Below are 15,211 nucleotides of genomic sequence, written 5' to 3' on the forward strand. Positions count from 1 at the left end.
CTCGTACCTTATTCTACTATACCTAGAGCATTATATAAACTTGCTGTGGCGTTGTAGGATTTGATCAAAAGTTCATTGGCTTTTAGGGTTGCTTCAATCAGCTTTTGTTCTCTTGTATTGATTAGGAACACGCTACTTTCACCTATTTGAAACATACGTAGCTCACCATTGAGCATTACTTGGTAATTGGATACAATCTCGTTGATAAGCCTATTCTGTTCGTCCAGAGAAGTGATTTCTACGCTTACAGCTTCTATTTTATTTCTAAGTTCTAACTGAGTAGCAGCTCTTTCTAATTCAGTATCTTGGATTTTGATAGAAGCCAACCTAAGGTCTCCACGTTCTTTTCTTAAAAAAAGAGGGAAGCTAGCGTTAAGACCGAACTTGTAATTACTGGTGTTAAAACTGTTTAATTCGCCTCCGTCAGGTGTGAGAAAATTATACTCAAGATTTATCTTGGGTAATAGTTTATTTTGTTTAAGCCTGCGATCAACTTGTAAACCATTTAATTTAGCATCAATACTACGTATTTTAGGATGTTGGTCTAAACTATCAGTCGATACAGTAATACCTTCTAATTGCAAACTTGCAGCTATCATTTCTCGTTGCGGTACAACAGGTCTTAAATCTTCTCTCAGTTCTACTGGAACATTATCGATCCATAGAAAGTTACTTGCTTCTAGTCTAGCTTTTTGCTGTTTTAATTTTGCGGCCTCTAGTAAAAGAACGCGATTTTGAAAAGCTATTTTAGCCTCAACACTATCGATAGCGGCTTTGTCACCTACCTCAACTTGTCTTTTAATTCCTTGGAATCGAATTTCGGCATTTTCCAGAAAGTTCTCATAAATTAAACGTTCATTACTTGCTTGTAACCATCTAAAATACGCTTTACTAGCTTCAAATATGAGGTCGTTTAAAATTAGATCTCTTTCTGCTTTGGTTTGATTAATAAAGAATTTTGCTCTTCTTAAATCGGCCATGCGCTCATTGATTAAAAGTCCTTGCGCTAGTGAAAAAGAGACGCCTGCTCCATAGAGCCCATCATCTGGAACGGTAAGACTAGGGTCTAAAAATGTACCTGTATTTTGTTCAAAAGTTCCTTTTAATTCAATTCCATACCAAGTTGGTATTTTAAATGCTGCATAGAACTCGTCGTAGTATTCCGTGTTCTTAAACTTCTTGCGGTCCTTTATCGCTTCAATTTTGGGATCAAATGCTCCTCGTGCTTTCAATAGGTTAGCTTCACCCATATATAGCTGCAAGTTTGCTTGCTTCATAACTGGATGATGTTGTTTTACAAAAGCTAGGTACTCTTGAAAACTCATTAAATCAAGTGAATCGGCTGGTTGTACTTGCCATACAGGAGTATAATTACCGGCTTGATCTAGAAAGTTTTGAGAGTACGCTTTCGCGAAAGCGAGAATAACAAAAAACAATAGTGTTATATGACGTTTCATAAATTATTTCTTGTCTTTGGAGTCTGATTTATCGTCGGGCTGGTAATAATTAGGAGGAAAGCCGTTGAGCTGCCTCCAGATTTCATACCAAATAGGTACATCTTCTAACAATGCGATAGTATAAGCACCAGAACCAACTCTTAGGTTTTCTGGCCACTCGTGATCTTGAGGATCTGGAGCAATTAGAACTCTAAATTTCCCATTTTCTGGAGTGATAAAAGTTTCTACAGCCACTACTTTACCACCATACGTTCCAAAAGAAGCATTGGGCCAACCGCTAAAAAATATTGCTGGCCATCCATCGAATTGTACACGAACCTCTTCACCTAGATGAATAAGAGGCAAGTCCAAGGGCTCTACAAAGGTTTCTACGGCTAGATCATAATCTGCAGGCATGATCCCTACAAGTTTTTCACCTTCTTTAAAAGTTTCTCCTATACCACCTTTTATTGCTTTATTGATATAACCATTTTGTGGCGCTAGTACGTAGTACAAACTATTTCTAATACGATAACTACTGGTTTGATTTTCAAGTTTTGCCACATCGGCCTGTGCTTGAAATAAGGAACCTTCAGCTGTTGCGCGATCACTTTGTGCTTTAGCTATTTTGTCTGCATAGCTTGCTCGCAGTCTATTAAGTTCAACTTGTGCGTTAATCAGGTCGTTTCTACTCGCGAGTAGTTTATTCTCTTGAGCGATGACTTTAGCCTGCATTTCTTGTTGTTTGGTTCTTTTATCTTCTACGTCTACACGCGATTTAAGACCATCCTGTATAAGTTCTACTACACGATCATATTGACGTTGTGCAATTTCAAAATTGTTGCGTATGGCAATGAGATCAGTGCTATCTGCTCTTACTTTGTACTTGCTTTGTTCAACCTTGTTGCGTCCTTGTTCTAGTTTGAGTTGAAGCTCTTGTTGTAAGGCGCTTATTTGATTAGTTAGTGCCTGAATTTTGGTTCTATAACTACCTGCGCTACCTTGTTTGGCATCTGCTTGTTGCTGCGTACGTTCTACTAATAACGGATCTTGGTATTCAGTTTTTATCTCAGATATACGCAGGATCGTATCGCCAGCGTTAACAAAATCACCTTCTCTTACGTACCATTTTTCAATTCGACCTGGGATTTGAGATTGTACGGTTTGTGGTCGTTGATCTGGGGTAAGTGTGGTAACAAAACCGTTACCGGTTACGTTTTGGGTCCAAGGCAGAAAAAGTATAATTACGGCAAGGATAGCAAATCCATATAAGAATTTATTAAAAGCTCTAAAATGTCTTTTGTGAAAAGCGATGTCGTGTGACTTATACTGTTCAAGACTCACTTTATCTGATAGGCTGTCTTTAGAAATATTAAGCATCGCGTTTGTTGTTTTTAATGGTTCCATTTTCAATATGTACAGTATGACTACACACTGTGTTCCATAAAGGATTTTTTGAACTTACTACTAGCGCCCATGGACGATCTGGTGATGACAAGTAGGTTATAATTTCTTTTGCTTCAACAGGATCAAATTGATCTAGTGGATCTTTGAGTAATAGTAGTTTGGGCTCGTGTACAATGGCACGCGCAATTACAATCTTGCGAGCAATGGTATGTGGTATTTGTTTTCCTTGTGAATAAATCAAAGTATCTAAACTTGCTGAGTTTTTCTTGACAAACGGCAACAATCCTAATTGTTCAATAACTTCATTAACCTTATCAATACTTATTGAGGAATCATTTAGAGTAATGTTCTCTAATATGGTGCCTTCAAAGGTTTGGTTTTCTGGTAATACTTGGCCTACTCGCTTGCGGTATTTATTTAAAAATATTCCATTTGTGCAATTACCATTTACATATATGCTTCCTTCAGTTGGACTTTCAATGGTAGAGATTAACTTAAGCAATGTTGTCTTACCCGATCCTGATGGTCCATCGATGATCATGCGCTCTTTTTCATTAATAATTAAATTAATGTCCTTAAGAATTACTTGACCTTCAGGAGTTGTTATACCTAACTTTTCTAATTCTATATGAAGTGGTTTTTCCTTTTCAAAAGGATCTACACCTTCTTGATTTTCAATTTCTTTATCTACAACTTGTCCTATCTTTTCTAGTGAGGTAAGTACATCATAAAAAGTTTCTAATCCTAGGATCAACTTCTCCACTGAACTTATTACCAGTAATATGATAATTTCTGCTGCTACGAATTGACCTATATTCATTTGCTGATTAAGAACTAGTAAACCACCAATAACCAATAGACCAGCCGTCACAAGTACTTTGAAACCGATCATTTGTAAAAATTGGATTATTAGAACTCTAAAGTGACCTTCACGCGCTTTTAAGTACAAGGCTGTTAAATCATCATTGCGATTCATTGCAAGTGTGGTGTTACCAGAAATTTTGAAACTAACAATAGAACGAGCAATTTCTTGAATCCAGTGAGCTACCTTATACTTCAGTTTGCTTTCTTTTAAACTAGTCTCTAGTCCTTTACGAGCAGTAAATCTGAAAACGATTAATACTAAAATTAATAGCAATAAACCGTAGATTATAAAAAACGGATGGTAAAAAGATAAGAGAATGATACCAAAAACAATTTGCAGGATGGCTGCAGGGAAATCCAGTAATATTTTACTTAATCCCTTTTGTACGGTCAATACGTCAAAAAATCTGTTTGCCAATTCTGGCGGATAATAATTGCGTAATTCTTTCATCTTTATCTTAGGAAAGCGATATGCAAATTCAAAGGATGCACGGGCAAAGATTTTTTGCTGTACATTTTCAAGAATTCTTATTTGCATGAGTTGTAACGCTCCTTGAAAAGCAACACCTAGAGTAACCAGAACAACTAGGACTATCCACGAGGTAGAAATTTGCGCTCCTTGTATCAAATTTATAATTGCTTGAATTCCTAGCGGTAAACTCAAAGAAACCAGTCCAGCAAAAATCGCATAAAACAAAATTTGTTTTATATCTCTACGATCCAGCTGCAACATGCTTATAAAACGTTTCCAAGGAGTTTTTAAATCAGTGTTTTTTGCCATGATTCTTTAATTCTTTTTTGAAATTAAGTTGAACACCATATCTAGATAAAAATTTAAAATGGCATCTTCACCATCAATTGAATCAGTGACCGATGGTAAATGTTCTGCAAAATAGCGTTGGTTGTGAGCACCTTCAATAACCGATGAGACTAACATGTTAGGGTACTTATATTCTGGATTAACTTCTGTAACCATTTCGCTCACTCGTTTTACGACTCTTTTATAGGTTTTATAAAAGCCTTTCTCGTTTTCCTCATCAATATCTTTATGCAAATAAGCCTTTGATGATTCAGCAATAATGATTCGATGTAGTAATACTTCATTAACAAATGAAAAGGCAGAATCCTCTTCAATTACCTGAGTGAGCATTTCAATAGCACGTCTTAATTTTTCCTCGGGATTTAAATTTAGTGTAGCAATGTACATGCGGTATTCAATCCACGACCAGTACCAATTAAACAGGTATACAAGTAGTGCATGTTTACTATCAAAATATCTATAAATACTACTTTCATTAGATCCTATTTCTTTTCCTAACTTTCTAAAAGTAAAACTTTCAAAACCTAGGTTTTCAATCATTTCAATGCTTTTTGAAACAATGCGTCTACCTAGATCGGTACCTTCGGGATTTTTCAAATACAAATTTGGATGTATTTGAATATTGATAGATAAATTTTTCATACTCCTCGCAAATCTAATAGCAAGACTATTAAATTATGATAGTTTAACTTTTAATTATATGTTAAGTTATGATTTGTTGATGATTACGCTTTCGCGAAAGCGTATAACCTAAACACATTTCTTAATGAGATTTTTATCCGACCTATACTTGTATGTAACATCCTATTCCATTTTACATCTATTTAATCCATGAATAGGTGGTTATCATTAGTAATTCTACACTATTTTTAGGCACCAATAAAAAATTAAAATGAAAAATATTCTTTTACCTCTTGTGGTTTTAGTTTCACTTTTAACTCAAGCCCAAGAAAACGCAAGTTGGATGCGTCACAGTAAAATATCTCCAGATGGTTCACAAATAGTTTTTACTTACAAAGGTGATCTTTATAAAGTATCTAGTGATGGAGGAACAGCCCAGCAATTGACCTTTCATAAAGCGCATGATTATCAGGCTATATGGAGCAAGGATGGAAGCAAAATAGCATTTGCATCAAATCGTTATGGCAATTTTGATGTATTTGTTATGAACGCGAAAGGTGGAACAGCTACTAGATTGACCTACCATTCCAGTAGCGAGACACCCTATAGTTTTAGTCATGACGACCAACAAATAATTTTTGGTGGACTGAGACAAGACACTGCAGAACACAGACAATTCCCAACTGGCTCTCAACATGAGGTTTATACCGTTCCCGTAAAAGGTGGCCGTATTGATCAATTATTTACCATTCCTGCCGAACTTGTTGAAACTAATAAGGATGGAAGTAAATTGTATTACCAGGATAAAAAAGGTGGAGAAAATTACTGGCGTAAACATCATACATCCAGTATTACTCGTGACATATGGGTATATGATGTAGCAAATAATAGACACAAGCAATTGACTACACATAATGCAGAGGACCGCATGCCAGTGCTTTCTAGCGACGGTAAAAGCATGTATTACCTAAGTGAAAAGAGTGGCAGTTTTAATGTGCATAAATGGAATCTTGCAACTGGTGAATCGGTACAGATTACGGATTTTAAATTGCATCCAGTACGCTTTTTAAGTATAGGTAATGGTGTAATAAGCTTTGGTTACGATGGAATGCTCTACACCATGAGAGAAGGTCAACAGCCTAAAATGCTAACTGTGCAGGTAGTGACACAAGATATTGAGAATACAGATAAATTCGTAAGTGTAAACGGTGGCGTAGAAGAGATGGCAGTATCACCTAGTGGTAAGGAAATAGCCTTTATTTCTAAAGGTGAAGTATTCGTAACATCTGTAGAAGAAAGTTTTACAAAGCGCATAACTAATACAGCACAAACAGAAAGTTTTGTGAGTTGGTCGCATGACGGAAAAGCTGTTATATATAGTAGTGAAAGAAATGGGAAGTGGAGCGTTTATAAAACCGAAAAGGTACGTGATGAAGAGCCCTTCTTTTTTGCCTCAACCTTGTTAAAAGAGTCGGCTATTCTTGAAAATGAAAATGACAATTATCTAGCAGAATATTCTCCAGATGGCACAAAGCTAGCCTATGTGGAAAATCGTAGGAATATAGTGGTGAAGGACGTTAAATCAGGAAAGAAAACAACGTTGTTAAGTGAAGAAGAACTATTTCATATGCGTGATGGTGATAAGTATTACACCTGGAGTCCTGATAGTAAGTGGTTATTGGTAGATTGGTCTCTAAGTCTTAACAACAGCGATATACTTTTAATGGCCGCCGACGGTTCAAAGCGAATCAACCTTAATGAAAGTGGTTACTATGACTCTTCTCCTAAATGGACTAATAATGGTAAACAAATGTTGTGGTTTTCAAATAGAGATGGATTAAAATCATATGCTACTAGTGGTCGATCTCAAAGTGATGTTTACAGCATGTTCTTTACACAAGAAGCTTGGGATGAATTTAATTTGAGTAAAGAAGATTACGCTTTACTTAAAGAATTGAAGAAAACAAAGAAGAAAGACGGTGACGAGGATAAATCAGACAAGAAAAAGAAAGGTAAGGACAAGGATAAAGAAAAGGATGAAGATAAAGCGGTTCAGCCACTTACTTTTGACTGGGATGATATGAAGGAAAGAACAAAACGTCTGACTATACATTCTTCTAATCTTTCTGACGCTGTTTTATCCAAGGATGGAGATAAGTTATATTACCTAGCTAGGTTTGAAGATAAACTTAACCTTTGGTCAACAGACTTACGAACCAAAGAAACCAAAATGGCTATCAACTTAGGTGCTCGCAGTGGTAGTCTAGAATGGGATCCTAAAAGAGAAAATTTATACCTACTAAGTGGCGGTAGAATATCTAAACTTGATGTAAGTAAAAAGAAAAAAACAGCAGTTAAGATTACTGCAGAAATGCAGTATGATGAGGTAGCTGCTAGACAAGCAATGTTTGACCACGTATGGTTAAGAACAAATGCTGTTTTTTACCACAGTAATTTTCACGGTGTTGACTGGCCGCTTATGAGAAAAGAGTATGAAAAACATTTGCCTTATGTTTCAAATACCAATGAGCTGGCAGAGCTGCTTTCAGAAATGATAGGTGAGTTGAATGTATCCCACGCTGGTGCAAGAGCTGCAGGATATGACATGAGTAATCCAGATGCAACAGCATCATTAGGTGCATTTATTGATTACTCTTATCAAGGCGATGGTCTAAAAATTACCGAGGTTATAAAAGGAGGACCACTGGATAAGGCTCAATTTGATATAAAGCCAGGAATGATTATTGAAAAAATAGATGGTCAAACAATCTCAAGTGATAGAGATTATGCTTATTACCTGAACAGGAAAGCCAATAAATTTACGTTGCTAGAACTGTCAAGTCCTGATAAAAAGGAGAACATGGTTATTACAATTAAACCTATTTCTACAGGAGCAGAACGAGGCTTACTTTATAAAAGATGGGTGAAACAAAACGAGAAAGAAGTAGATCAAAAGAGTAACGGACAATTAGGATATGTTCATATTCCTGGAATGAGTGATGGGCCATATAGAAACATTTTTGAAAAAATGATGGGTAAATACCACAGTCGTAAAGGTGTGATTGTAGATACTCGATTTAATGGCGGTGGTGATCTAGTAGCCGATCTCGCTATGTTCTTTACTGGTACACCATTTATTACTTATGAGACAGAGGCCAAAGTGGTAGGTGGAGAACCTACTTCTAGATGGACTAAACCTACACTTGCTATGATTAATGAGGCGCAGTATAGTGACGGACACTGTTTTGCTTGTGGCTATACCGATCTTAAAATTGGTAAAACAGTAGGAATGCCAGTTCCTGGAACATGTAGTTTTGCAGGATGGGAACGACTTCCTGATGGAACAGTTTGGGGTGTAGTTCCTATTAGTGCCAAAGATATTAATGGCAATTGGATGGAAAACAATCAAACCGAGCCGTCCATAATGGTAAAAAATATGCCAGGAGTAATCGATAACGGTCGTGATCAACAACTAGAGCGCGCTATCGAAGAGCTACTTAAAGACGTTGAATAGATGGATAGTCTCACGCAGATCGTACTAGGTGCTGCTGTAGGAGAAACTGTTCTAGGCAACAAGGTCGGGAATAAGGCATTGTTATATGGTGCAATCGCTGGTACCATTCCCGATCTTGATGTACTAGCAAGGTCATTTACCGATACGATAACAGCTACAGAGATCCATCGAGGATTCAGTCATAGTATCTTGTTTTGTGTGCTCTTTGCGCCTGTTTTCGGTTTTATAGTGGATAGGATAGAATCCAGCAAACGTATAGGTTGGAAATCATGGTCGTGGCTGTTTTTTTGGGGATTGATAACTCATCCCATATTGGACATGTTCACGACATGGGGTACACAGTTTTTTTGGCCGTTTGATAAGGCTATCGCATGGAATACAATTTTTGTAATAGATCCGCTTTATACACTTCCTTTTTTAGCGTGCACCCTTGTTGTTTTGTTTTTAAAAAAGGGTTCGCTTTCGCGAAAGCGTACAAACCTCACCGGTATCTTCATTTCTACAAGTTATCTATTAATGACGGTATTGTTAAAGTGTAATGCAACCCAAGAATTTAAAAAGGCCCTAGATGAAAATGAGTTTAATTACTCACAAATTTCAACACGTCCTGCGCCATTGACAACATTGCTATGGAACTGCAATGTAGATGCAGGCGATGCGTATTTATTGGCTGATTACTCATTCTTTGATTCTAAACCAATTTCATTTAAATCTTATCCCAAAAACCGAAACCTAGAGCCTACTTGGAAACACGAACAATCTGAGGAGAATTTGAGGCGACTTATAGATATTTCTAAAGGTTGGTATTTGATGGAGAAAAAGAACGGAAGTTGGTATTTTAATGACTTAAGATTTGGTACCATGCCCACTAATAAAGACGAAGAACAATTTGTTTTTAGTTATAAACTTAAAGAAGAAAATAAAACCCTAGTAGCAAAAGAGAATCCTAAGGAACCCATGGATGTTACCATTGTCATGGACAAGTTATGGAATCGAATATGGGGTAATTAAAAACTATTACTATGAAAAATTTAATTGTAATTTTTATAACTATCCTGATTATAAGTTGTAACAAACCAGAGTCCAATGCGGGATATAACTCAGAACAAGCAATCGAAGCAGTTGAAGCGGTAGTTCAACAAGTTTTTGATAGTGTGTGGTCTCATAAGAAAGTAGATGCTATAAAAAAATATCAGACAAACGATTTTATTTTGTTAGAGCATGGTGAATTATGGACTAATGATACCATTGCAAATTGGTGTAAAAGAGCAAGCAAAAGAGATCAAGGAATTACTAGGACAAATAAATTTGATAGAATAAAGGCGCATCAAGAAGGGAATCGAGTTTATCTAGCTTATTGGAATCACGGGACATTTGTTAAGGATACATTAGAATTTAAAAGAACTTGGTTAGAAAGTGTTGTGGCAGTTAAAAGCGACAGTGTTTGGAAATTAGAACTCATGCATTCTACTAGATTACCTAGAGAGTGATTTTTAAGTTTTACAGTATCTGTAAGGGATTGTCGGGTAAATGTCGGGTATTTTACCGAGCTTAATTTTGGTGGAGAATAGGTGTGTTTGGTAATCTTGTAATCGAATCCAAAAATTAGTAATCATGAAACAACCGGAATTAGGAATTTACATTGCACAATTAAGAAAAGAAAAGGGTCTTACCCAAGAGGAATTGGTAGAACGATGTAATATTAATGTGCGCACCATTCAACGCATAGAGGCAGGCGAAGTTTCTCCACGTAGTTATACTATCAAAAATATTCTGGAAGTATTAGGAAAATCTTTTGATGAAGTTTACTCTGGCACTAAAGAAGGTCAAACCTCCAATGAAGTTGAATCTTCTGCTATGAAATATTCATTTAATAATTCTCTTTTGTTGTATTCAGGTATTGGTGGTGTTATTCTTTTTATCTGTTATTATTTGATGACAATTAATGATGTTTTTCATTCGTTTACCCAAGATAATATTTTGCCTGAATCCTCTTATACGGTTTTAGGTGTGGTAAGTATAATAACAGTTGTACTTTTTTATACAGGAATCTATCATATAGCTCAAATTAAAAATAACTCTTTATTGAAGTTTTCTTCAATTCTTGCTATGATAATTAATGTTATAAGTAGTATACTACTCATTACAGTTATTGATTATGATAGTAATCTCATAAGTCCCAGAGATATTTTGTTTGGCATCTTTGTTATTGTTGCTAGCGGTATAACATATTTGATGTTGGGAGCTGCCTACCTTTCTCAACGTAAAAATGAAGAAGGATTAGCAAAATATCTAGGGTTTGTAGGTTTAATAGCTGGTGGATTTATGATTACCGTTCTGCTTGCTCCTATAGCTATTGTATTAATGTTAATATTTGATTTGGGTCAAATTATCCTTTTGTTTAGGAACTTGTCTCAAAGTAAAAAAAGCATCAACTCCTAGAGTTGATGCTTTTTATTTTTAATAGAATTACCGATTAGGCTTCTTTGTTTGAAGGTTGCTGTAAATTCAATTGGTTATTGAATTCCAACGTTCTAATAGGGAATGGGATGTTAATGTCGTTATCATCAAATGCCTTTTTAATCACCATAATCGCCTTACTTGTAACTTCCAATTTTTTCTTTCCATTTGTGATGTCGTAATAAAATCTAAGCATAAAGTTTATGCTACTGTCTGCAAATTCGCGATAGAAAAACTCCACTTCGTCAATCGAATTTACCTGATCAAAGTTGTCCAAGATAGCTTGTTTTGCAATCTTTTCTACTGTTGGTAAATCACTTTCATATCCTACACCACAATGAATAATAACTCGCATAGTATCAGTTAACCCAAAATTTTTCAAAGGATTCTCAAGAATCATTTTGTTAGGTATAATTACGGTGTTGTTGTCGGCTTCTCTTAGTATAAATTTATTTAAATCAATAGCAACTATTTCTCCTTCATAACCGTTGGTCTGCACCCAGTCTCCTATACGAACATTTTTTCTGAAACTTAAATGAATACCGCTCATCGTATTGGATAAAGTTCCTTGTAAAGCAAGTCCAATTACTAAACCAGAAACACCAGCACCAGCAATGATGGCTTGTACAGTTTCATTAAGATCAAGTACGTTTAATGCGATAAACATACCGCCTATAACAACTATTATAGCTGCAGTTCTACCTATTAATCTCAATACAGACTGTTGTTCAACTTTTGATTTCAGTAGTCGTTGTACACCACGATTTACAAATTTTGAAATGATGTAAGCTATAAGTAAGACAACAACTGCAACGGCAAGGTTTGGTAAGTTGCGTAATATAGCTTCATACCAAGATGTTAATTGATCCCATATAAGCTCAGTTGAGTTTACATCTTCAATTTGTTTAGTTGTTTCTTGTACTTTTTGGGTTGTTTGTTCTTGAATCATAGTGCGAAAATAGTGGGCTGTTAACGTGATTCTTTTGCATTTAACATTTCTTAATCATTTAAATGTTAAAAAGTCTAAATTTAGACTGTACAAAGTTTAATGTATTTTTAAATAATCAATTTAAAGCAGCTTGATTGTGCGTAGTCTTGCTTTAATGAAAAACAAGATTTAATTTAATATGAAGTATTATTTGTATTCACTGATAGGTCTAATAATGATGACTTCTTGTAAAAGAGAAAAGCAGGAAGTATTAGATGTTTTTGACAACATTAATAAAGAGACTGAATTTGAAAACTCAAAATATGATCGAGATTACTTAGTCATGTTTAAGGACAGCGCCATAGCTCATCCAGAAACATACGCAGTGGCCCAAATAAATGCAGAAGAGTTTCATTATAAAACCACCCAATTAGTAGAACAGTTGGAGCATGTTAAGAATGAAATTGATAATTTTATTGGAGAAGTAGATAATTACGAGATGATGGATAAATTGGTTAATCCCGTTTTCTTTTCAAACGACAGCCTGAACTCAACGGGTATTTATCTTAAACAAATTATTAGTGATTATTACACTAGTGTTGAAGATCAAGTTTATTTTTTTGCCAATATTGAAAAAAAGGTGCAGTCTTCCTTTAATCTTGAACCTGTTATTAATGTTGAAGGAGAAAAAAAGGAATGGGTTGATTATCATTTTAAAGACTTTCCATCAATTGTAGCAAAAGTAAAAATCTCACAACTTCAAGAAACAGCATTGCAAATTGAGCGAGAATATTATGAAGCGCTTATGAAAAAACCTAAGTTCTAGTCCTACCTTTGCATTATGACACATAAAGCAGGTTTTGTAAATATTGTAGGTAATCCTAATGTAGGAAAAAGTACCTTAATGAATGCTCTAGTAGGTGAGCGATTGTCCATTATTACTTCTAAAGCACAGACGACTCGTCACAGAATTTTAGGAATAGTAAACGGTGAGGATTTTCAAATGGTTCTTAGTGACACGCCTGGTATCATTAAACCTGCTTACAAACTTCAAGAAAGCATGATGGAGTTTGTTAAAAATGCTTTTGAAGATGCCGATTGTATTCTTTACATGGTGGAGCTTGGCGAAAAAGAGTTGAAAAACGAAGCTTTTGAAAAAAGATTGACATTTGCAGAAGTTCCAGTATTTGTACTTATCAATAAAATAGATAAAGGAACTCCTGAACAATTAGAAGAAGCTGTAGCGCATTGGAAAAATAGATTACCCAATGCTGAGGTATTTGCCATAAGCGCATTAGAAAATTTTGGTATTCCTCAATTAATGAATAGGGTAATAGAAACTTTACCAGAATCTCCAGCCTTTTATCCGAAAGATGCTTTAACTGATAAGCCAGAGCGCTTTTTTGTAAACGAAAGTATTAGAGAGAAAATCTTATTACATTACAAAAAAGAAATTCCTTATTCTGTAGAAATTGAAACAGAAGAGTTTCTGGAAGATGAAGATATTATAAGAATTAGAGCTGTTATTATGGTGGAACGCGAGACTCAAAAGGGTATCATCATAGGTCATAAAGGTAGCGCCATAAAACGCGTGGGAATGGAAGCCAGAAAGGATCTTGAAAAGTTTTTTGGCAAGCAAGTTCACATTGAACTATTTGTAAAAGTCAACAAGAACTGGCGTAGCGATGATAGGCAACTGCGCAGATTTGGTTACCAGAACAAAAATTAAATCTAAATCGACAGACCTACTACCAGATTTTCTACAGTAGCGTGATCACTGCCGCCGGCTTTTTCAATGGTGATATTAAGGCTAGAAGCCTCATCAATAATTTTAGTATCTACTTCTAGGAAATCCTGATTGAGTACTGCCAAGGAAATCATTTCACCATTTACATCGGCCCATAATTGATAGTCGTGTTCTTTATCCAATTTTGGTAAAGAAGTTACGTCAACAACACTACGTTTGTTATTATGATAGGTGATAACATTTAAATTACCTAGAGAGGTGTCCTTTTTAAGAATATACTTTTGAGTTTTTGGGCTTCTTAAAAATTGAATCTCTTCATCAAAGATTAAATTATCTGACTCTAAATTTTTCAATCGATTTTCTAGAGAAGAAAATTCACCTTGTAGTTGCTCCAATCTTTGTGTTTTTTCATTTGCAATATTCATGTAATACATCATACCCACAAATCCAACAGCAGCAATACATGCCACTGCTATTTGAAACCAAGATATAGAATCTTGTTTCTTTATTTCTTTATTACTCGTATTAATCGTAGAAAACAGTTCTTTTTTTAAGTCTTCGGGTGGATTCTCTTGCGTTTTAAAAGCTTGAGCCTGTAATTCAATCTGCATCATGTCATACGCAAATTTTATTTCATCAAAGGTTGCAATGTAGTGTTCAGCCTGTTGAATTTCAATTTCTGTGGCTTTACCCATAACATAGCGGTCCAGTACACCAGACTCTAAAAATTCTTGTATGTTTTTATTTTCGATCATTTATATATAAGACCACAATAATAAAGCAATTATACTATAAGTAGTTCGTAATTTTTTAAGAGCATTACGTATTCTAGTTTTAAATGTTCCCAATGGTATGTTCAAGTATTCACTAGCTTCCATATGAGTCATGCCTTTGTAGAATACACAATTAATGACATCTTGATATTGAGATTCAAGAGAAGTCACTTTTAAATTTAATTGCTCTTTAAATTCTTTGTATAGTAAACTACTATCCTCTTCTATTGATACGCTTGAATAATCGTTTTGGATTTCCTTTTGCTGTTTTCTTTGAGATTTTCTTAAAAAATCAAGAGCTTGATTCCTAGTTATTTGATATAGCCAGGTAAAAAGTCTCGCTTTATCAGCATCATAGGAATCAATATTTTGCCATGCTTTAATTAGGCTAGCTTGTAAAACCTCTTTAGCGTCATCAGGATCTTTCGTGAATTTCAAACATAAACCAAATAGAGCACCATTGTAATGGTCGTATAATAACGACATCCCACGATCATTTCTGTCGCGTATTAGTTCTATTATTTGATTTTCTAGAAAAAGGTCGTTTTTCACTTTAACGTTTTTTTATCAATCCTGTGAAATCCAAAAGGAATTTCCAAACGTAAAACCTAAAGATGCATCAAATTATACTTTTTAAACTT

Annotated in this window: 13 protein-coding genes; 6 read left to right on the forward strand and 7 right to left on the reverse strand. The window is 35.1% G+C overall.

The genetic code is table 11. The annotated features are described in order from the left end of the window. Positions 1–8: 8 nt before the first annotated feature. The 4 genes from BST91_RS00850 to BST91_RS00865 are packed head-to-tail and all read right to left on the reverse strand — an operon-like array spanning position 9 to position 5,169. Positions 9–1,457 (reverse strand): TolC family protein, encoded by a 1,449-nt coding sequence (locus BST91_RS00850; RefSeq protein ID WP_085774143.1) that lies wholly within the window; start codon positions 1,455–1,457, stop codon positions 9–11. Between the two features lie 3 nt (positions 1,458–1,460). Further along, positions 1,461–2,816, reverse strand: coding sequence for an HlyD family secretion protein (locus tag BST91_RS00855; protein ID WP_042280063.1), 1,356 nt, complete (start codon positions 2,814–2,816; stop codon positions 1,461–1,463). After that, entirely contained in the window at positions 2,809–4,488 is a 1,680-nt protein-coding gene (locus BST91_RS00860; protein WP_042279957.1) for a peptidase domain-containing ABC transporter, read from the reverse strand. The genes BST91_RS00855 and BST91_RS00860 overlap by 8 nt, the downstream gene beginning before the upstream one ends. A gap of 6 nt (positions 4,489–4,494) precedes the next feature. Beyond that, positions 4,495–5,169 carry a TetR/AcrR family transcriptional regulator gene (locus BST91_RS00865; RefSeq protein WP_060523158.1) on the reverse strand — a complete coding sequence of 225 codons (675 nt, stop codon included), beginning with the start codon at positions 5,167–5,169 and terminating at the stop codon, positions 4,495–4,497. A 250-nt stretch (positions 5,170–5,419) separates the two neighbouring features. Between BST91_RS00865 and BST91_RS00870 the strand changes: the two genes are divergently transcribed. From BST91_RS00870 to BST91_RS00885, 4 genes are all read left to right on the forward strand, one after another. Next, complete coding sequence (locus BST91_RS00870; RefSeq protein WP_085774144.1) at positions 5,420–8,662, forward strand: S41 family peptidase; 3,243 nt, start codon at positions 5,420–5,422, stop codon at positions 8,660–8,662. Next, positions 8,663–9,673 carry a metal-dependent hydrolase gene (locus tag BST91_RS00875; RefSeq protein WP_085774145.1) on the forward strand — a complete coding sequence of 337 codons (1,011 nt, stop codon included), beginning with the start codon at positions 8,663–8,665 and terminating at the stop codon, positions 9,671–9,673. It begins immediately after the preceding gene. An 11-nt stretch (positions 9,674–9,684) separates the two neighbouring features. Beyond that, positions 9,685–10,152, forward strand: coding sequence for a nuclear transport factor 2 family protein (locus BST91_RS00880; protein WP_244895654.1), 468 nt, complete (start codon positions 9,685–9,687; stop codon positions 10,150–10,152). Positions 10,153–10,276: 124 nt separating this feature from the next. Beyond that, on the forward strand, positions 10,277–11,104 hold the full coding sequence (locus BST91_RS00885) for a helix-turn-helix domain-containing protein (protein ID WP_085774146.1): 828 nt from the start codon (positions 10,277–10,279) through the stop codon (positions 11,102–11,104). 34 nt (positions 11,105–11,138) lie between these two features. On the opposite strand, the gene BST91_RS00890 is transcribed toward BST91_RS00885, so the two are convergent. Further along, positions 11,139–12,071 carry a mechanosensitive ion channel family protein gene (locus tag BST91_RS00890; RefSeq protein ID WP_042279950.1) on the reverse strand — a complete coding sequence of 311 codons (933 nt, stop codon included), beginning with the start codon at positions 12,069–12,071 and terminating at the stop codon, positions 11,139–11,141. A gap of 178 nt (positions 12,072–12,249) precedes the next feature. On the opposite strand from BST91_RS00890, the gene BST91_RS00895 reads away from it, so the two are divergent. Both BST91_RS00895 and era read left to right on the forward strand, forming a co-directional pair. After that, positions 12,250–12,876, forward strand: a complete 627-nt coding sequence (locus BST91_RS00895; protein ID WP_085774147.1) for a hypothetical protein — start codon at positions 12,250–12,252, stop codon at positions 12,874–12,876. Positions 12,877–12,891: 15 nt separating this feature from the next. Then, positions 12,892–13,779 (forward strand): GTPase Era, encoded by an 888-nt coding sequence (era, locus tag BST91_RS00900; protein ID WP_042279946.1) that lies wholly within the window; start codon positions 12,892–12,894, stop codon positions 13,777–13,779. A gap of 2 nt (positions 13,780–13,781) precedes the next feature. On the opposite strand, the gene BST91_RS00905 is transcribed toward era, so the two are convergent. Next, the gene (locus BST91_RS00905) at positions 13,782–14,552 is read right to left on the reverse strand and encodes an anti-sigma factor (protein WP_085774148.1); all 771 of its coding nucleotides are present in this window, start codon (positions 14,550–14,552) and stop codon (positions 13,782–13,784) included. Continuing rightward, positions 14,553–15,122, reverse strand: coding sequence for an RNA polymerase sigma factor (locus tag BST91_RS00910; protein ID WP_240919358.1), 570 nt, complete (start codon positions 15,120–15,122; stop codon positions 14,553–14,555). Positions 15,123–15,211: the final 89 nt, after the last annotated feature.

Origin of the sequence: Nonlabens tegetincola (genome assembly GCF_002117085.1) — a bacterium.
In the GTDB taxonomy this organism is placed as follows: Bacteria; Bacteroidota; Bacteroidia; order Flavobacteriales; family Flavobacteriaceae; genus Nonlabens; species Nonlabens tegetincola.